Source organism: Rhodanobacter sp. PCA2, assembly GCF_013620825.1.
In the GTDB taxonomy this organism is placed as follows: domain Bacteria; phylum Pseudomonadota; class Gammaproteobacteria; order Xanthomonadales; family Rhodanobacteraceae; genus Rhodanobacter_A.
Genome location: NZ_NJIC01000043.1, coordinates 1 through 5,079, shown reverse-complemented (window position 1 = coordinate 5,079; position 5,079 = coordinate 1). Strand labels below are relative to the sequence as shown.

The 5,079-nt window shown below is 67.0% G+C and carries 3 protein-coding genes; 1 reads left to right on the top strand and 2 read right to left on the bottom strand.

The window, feature by feature from the left end; all coding sequences use genetic code 11:
• Positions 1 to 185: 185 nt before the first annotated feature.
• Positions 186 to 3,770: a M1 family aminopeptidase gene (locus PCA_RS14120; protein ID WP_181303261.1), complete on the bottom strand. Its 3,585-nt coding sequence runs from the start codon at positions 3,768 to 3,770 to the stop codon at positions 186 to 188.
• Positions 3,771 to 3,794: 24 nt separating this feature from the next.
• The gene (locus PCA_RS14115; protein ID WP_181303260.1) at positions 3,795 to 4,679 is read right to left on the bottom strand and encodes an ABC transporter ATP-binding protein; all 885 of its coding nucleotides are present in this window, start codon (positions 4,677 to 4,679) and stop codon (positions 3,795 to 3,797) included.
• Between the two features lie 243 nt (positions 4,680 to 4,922).
• On the opposite strand from PCA_RS14115, the gene PCA_RS14110 reads away from it, so the two are divergent.
• Positions 4,923 to 5,079: biotin/lipoyl-containing protein (locus tag PCA_RS14110; protein ID WP_304624787.1), on the top strand; the 157-nt coding region annotated here is incomplete at its 3' end.

The window sequence follows — 5,079 nt, the reverse complement described above, 5'->3', positions numbered from 1 at the left end:
CTCTTTGGGCAAGCAAAGAGAAAGGAACTCGGGCGCCCAACGGGCGCTCGAAACCGCTCTAAAACCACGTGAAAACACAACACCCCAGTGTCGCCCGAAACACTCTGCGCGCTTACGACCAATCCATCCGCATCCGCAACGCATCCCACACCAAGCGCCCCGCGCAAGCGACCCTCAAAGCCCCCCTATTGCACCGTCACCGCCCTGCGGTTGTCGTCCGGCACCTTGTCGATCAGCTCGTTGTACGGGTCGATGCCGGCCATCGCGGGCTTGCCGTCCACGACCACGGTCAGGCTGCTGTCGCCGTCGGGCAGCCGGCGTTTTTCCAGGTACAGCGGCTTGCCGTCCTTGCCGCCGCCGGGTGCGGCAGCGAACACGCCGAGCTCGATCGGGACGTTCGGGGCGACCCTGGTTTCCTTGCCCTTGCCGTCGGCCCAGGCCATGCCGGCGTGCAGCTTCATCGTCACTTCGTACTTGCCGTTCGGCAGTTTCTTGGCGGTGGCGGCGAGCATGCGGTTGTCGAACAGGGTGATCTTCCAGAAGAAGTCGTCGAGCAGGGGCTGCCATTGCGGGCCCAGCGCCTTGGACAGCGCGTCCATGAATTCCTGCGAGGTGGTGTAGGGCGGTTGCTGGAAGCCCTTGTCGATCAGGTATTGCTTCAGGATCGCGTCGAGGCGGTCTTCGCCCACGTAGTCCTGCAGCGCGTAGAAGATCAGCGAGCCCTTGTTGTAGTGGATGTACTGCTCGTTCTCGACCTTCGCGAGCGGTTCCTCGGCCACCTTGTCGGTGGTGCGCCCCATCAGGTACTTGTCGAGTTCGTACTTCAGGAACTTGCGCATCTGGTCGGTGCCGTAGCGCTGCTTCATCACCATCAGCGCGCTGTATTGCGCCAGCGATTCGCTGAGCATGGTGGAGCCCTGCATGTTCGCGCCGATCACGCGGTGCGCCCACCACTGGTGCGCCACTTCGTGCGCGGTGACGTAGTACACGTAGTCGATATGGCTCTTGTCGCGCAGGTCGGCGATGAAGCCGATGGATTCGGAGAACGGGATGGTGTTGGCGAAGCTTTGGGCGAGGCTGGCGTAGTTCGGGAATTCGAGGATGCGCAGCTGCTTGAACTGGTACGGCGTGAAGTGGCTGTCGTAGTAGTCCAGCGAATCCTTCGCGCCGTCGATCATGCGGTCCACGTTCCAGGCGTGCGCCGGGTTGTAGTAGACCGAGATCTTCACGCCCTTCCAGTCCACGCTCTTCACCGCGTAGCGGGCGGACAGGTACGCGAAGAAGTTCAGCATCGGCTGCTGCATCGTGTAGTGGAAGTAGCGGCGGCCGCCTTCGGTCCACTCCTTCTGTAGCGTGCCCGGCGCCAGCGCGATCTGGTCGGCGGCGGTGGAGACGGTGGTGTCGAAGCTGATCCAGTCGGCGTCGTTGCTGATGTAGGTGTTGGCGCGCGCCTTTTCGTCGCCGAGGGGCGGCATGCGCGGCACGTCCAGCTTGAGGCCGTACTTCCGGCGGTCGTTGCGGTCGGTGAGCTGGACCCTGGCCTGGTAGCCGAACTGCGGCAACATCTGGTTGTTGAAGAACGTGCCGTTGTGCACGAGGAAGGTTTCGCCGATGCCGTTGGTGAAGCCCCGGGGTGCGTAGTCGATCTCGAAGTCGAACGGCATCGAGGCGCCGGGCGCCAGCGGCGTCTTCAGCTTGTAGATGGCCACGCCGAGGCGCTTGTCGACGCTCACGGCGTCGTGCGGCGCGAACGTCAGCGTCTTCGGCGCGAGGTCGTCGGCGTAGTTCACCAGCAGTTCGGTCACCGGCACGTCGTGCCGGTTGACCAGGGTGTAGTGCGCGCGGATGTACAGCTTGCGCTGGTAGGGATGGATGTCCACGTCCGCCTTCACCGCGGCGATGCGCGGTTGCGGCAGGTCGGCATATTTCGCGTACTGCTTTTCGTAATCGGCGCGGTCGCGTTTCTGCGCGGTGCTGTTCTCGTAGCGATTGAGCACGTGGGTGTTGTAGTAGATGAAGCCGCCCAGCCCGGCAAAGCCCACCAGCGCCAGTGCCAGCATGCAGGCCAGGGCCGGATGCAGGCGGGAGCGCGCCTCGTGCAGGCGCTCGCGCCAGCTCGTGCCCGCGCCGCGCGGCCACAGCAGCGCGGCGACGACCAGCATGGCCAGCGCAAGGCTGGCCCAGTAGGCATCGAACCACAGCGTGCCGACGATGAAATGGCCGAAGCCGTTCATGTCCGAATACGGCAGCTCGGGCGAGCTGCCGTAGTTGTAGAGCTTGTCGTCCCAGTGCAGCAGTTCGAAGGCCAGCGTGCTGGCCAGCCACAGGATGCTGAGCAGGTAGCCCATGAACTTGTTGTTGCAAATCACTTGCAGGAACAGCGCGAGCACCGCCGTCAGCACGAACGGTATCGCGTTCAGCGAAAGCATCGAGAGGTACAGCCCCGGCTGCAGGTGCGTGTAGCCGTGGGCGAGCTGCCAGCCCATGCCGACCAGCGCGCCGGCGACGAGCGTGATCGCGATGACGCCGAGCAGGGCGCCGAACCGCGCGACGAGCTGCACCCAGTCGGGCACCGGGAAGGCGTCGCTGACCTCGGCCGAGTGGTGCTGGCGCTCGCGCCACACCAGTTCGCCCGCGTAGAAGATCACCACGATCATCAGCGGCAGGCTGAAGCTGCCGTTGATCGCGGCGAGCACCTGATGGGTGACCGGCCAGGTCGGCGTGCCGTAGACCAGGCCGGAAACCGACAGCGAGACGAACATCAGCGCCAGTGCCAGCGCCATCAGCACCAGGAAGGCCGCGCCCTGCAGGATGCCGCGGGTGTCGAACAGCCATTGCGCACGCAGTTGCACGAGCCGTGCGCGCCAGTCGCCGGCGAGGGTCGCCCTGGGCAGGGCGAGCACGGCGGTGCCGGCCTGTGGGCGCAGCAGCGGCGGCTCGGCGCGCGGCTTGCGGCGTGGCAGGCGCAAGCCTTCGCGGTCGGTGCGGAACAGCAGGAAGCTGCCCGCCAGCATCGCCAGCGACACCGCCAGCCACAGCAGGCGGTTGAACAGCAGCACGCCGGTGAGCGAGGGCAGCAGGTGGTTGGTCTGGTCGGCGGTCCAGTAGCGGGTGACGAACTGCAGCGTGTGGCCGCCGAAGGGATCGAGCATGGCCGCCAGGTAGCGGTTGTCGAGGTCGCGGCCGAGGTAGTTGGCGACGCCCTGCAGGACGAAGTAGGCGATCACGCCGATGTAGCTGGCCAGGATCGAGCGCGTGACCGTGGCCAGCAGGAACAGCAGGGCGGCGATGAACAGCAGGTTGGGCAGCACCAGCACGGCGAAACCCCATGCGTAGCCGTGCCAGCTGGCGTTGCCCAGCCGCCCCGCGTTCACCCACGGCATCGAGCCGCCCAGCGCCAGCGCGAGCGCGCACATCGCCAGCATCGCCACCAGCACCAGGTAACCCGCCGCGAAGCGGCCGCCCAGGTAGGCGCCGCGGTGCATCGGCGTGGCGAACAGCAGTTCCGCCGTGCCCTGCTCGAAATCGCGCGTGGCGGCGTTGGCGATGAAGACCACCACCAGCAGGATGCCGAGCACCGCGAACACGTTGAGCATGCGCACGATCACCAGCGGTGCGTTGCGCAGCACGTTGCCGCTGGCGCCGCCGATCAGGATGGCGTCGGTGCTGGCCATCGCGAAGGCGATGCCCGTGAACACGGCGAGGATGACCCAGAACAGCGGCGCCCGCAGTTGCTGGCGCAGCTCGAAGCGGAGGATTTCGAGGAACATGGCGTGCTTCCGGCGGCCGCGGCGTCAGGCGGCGCGCGCGGTGGCCTGCGCGCGCAGGCGGCCGAAGTACACGTCTTCCAGGTCGGGCGCGACCGCTTCGAAGCCGGCCTCGGGCCGGGCGTCGGCCAGCACGTGCAGCAGGGTGCGGCCGCCGGCGAGGCGGGTAGAGAGGATGTTCATGCGGGCGCGGTAGCCGTCCAGTTCCGCCTTGTCTATCGTGCGCCGCCACACCCGGCCTTCCAGCGCCCGGATCGCCTCGTGCGGCTCGCCGGTCAGCAGCAGCTGGCCCTGGCCGATGATCGCCATGCGCTGGCAGAGGTCGGTGACGTCCTCCACGATGTGGGTGGAGAGGATCACCACCACGCGCTCGCCGATCTCGGCGAGCAGGTTGAGGAAGCGGTTGCGCTCCTCGGGGTCGAGGCCGGCGGTGGGCTCGTCCACGATCACCAGCCGCGGATCGCCGATCAGCGCCTGGGCGATGCCGAAGCGCTGGCGCATGCCGCCGGAGAAGCCGCCCAGCTTGCGCTTGCGCACGTCCCACAGGTTCACCTGGCGCAGCAGCGCCTCCACCAGCGCGCGGCGCTCGCCCTTCGCGACCACGCCCTTCAGCACCGCGAAGTGGTCCAGCATGGCCTCGGCCGAAACCTTGGGGTACACGCCGAATTCCTGCGGCAGGTAGCCGAGCAGGCGGCGGGTGGCCTGCTTGTCGGCCAGCAGGTCCATGTCGTCGAGCCGGATGCTGCCTTCATCCGGATCCTGCAAGGTCGCGATGGTGCGCATCAGCGAGGACTTGCCGGCCCCGTTCGGCCCCAGCAGGCCGAACATGCCGTTCGGGATGTCCAGCGAGATGTCGCGCAGCGCGCGCACGCCGTTGCCGTAGGTCTTGGACAGATGGCGGATGCTGAGCATGGCGTTCTTTGTGCCGGGGCGTGGATGGACAGACGGGTCCAGTGTGGCCGAACCGGCGGGACCGCCGCATGGGCCTCAGGTCACGGACCGGCCGGCGCGCCGCGTGCTGCATACGTATGCGCATGCATGCCGGGTGGCCGCGAAAGCTGCCGCTGGCGTCGGCCGTTCGCTATGATGCAAGCCTTGCGGCCGCCCACCCCCTCTCCCCCGCGCGGTCTGCCCTCGCCATTCGCAGGAGACATCATGGCCGACATCCAAGAAGCCCGCGTACCCGACATCGGCGGCCACGACAACGTCCCGGTGATCGAGGTGATGATCAAGCCCGGCGACCGGGTGGAGAAGGAACAGAGCCTGATCACGCTGGAATCGGACAAGGCCACCATGGAAGTGCCCGCGCCCT

Coding starts and splice junctions, on each gene's coding strand:
- PCA_RS14115 (WP_181303260.1), bottom strand. CDS start 4,679: ATGCTCAGCATCCGCCATCTGTCCAAGACCTACGGCAACGGCGTGCGC.
- PCA_RS14120 (WP_181303261.1), bottom strand. CDS start 3,770: ATGTTCCTCGAAATCCTCCGCTTCGAGCTGCGCCAGCAACTGCGGGCG.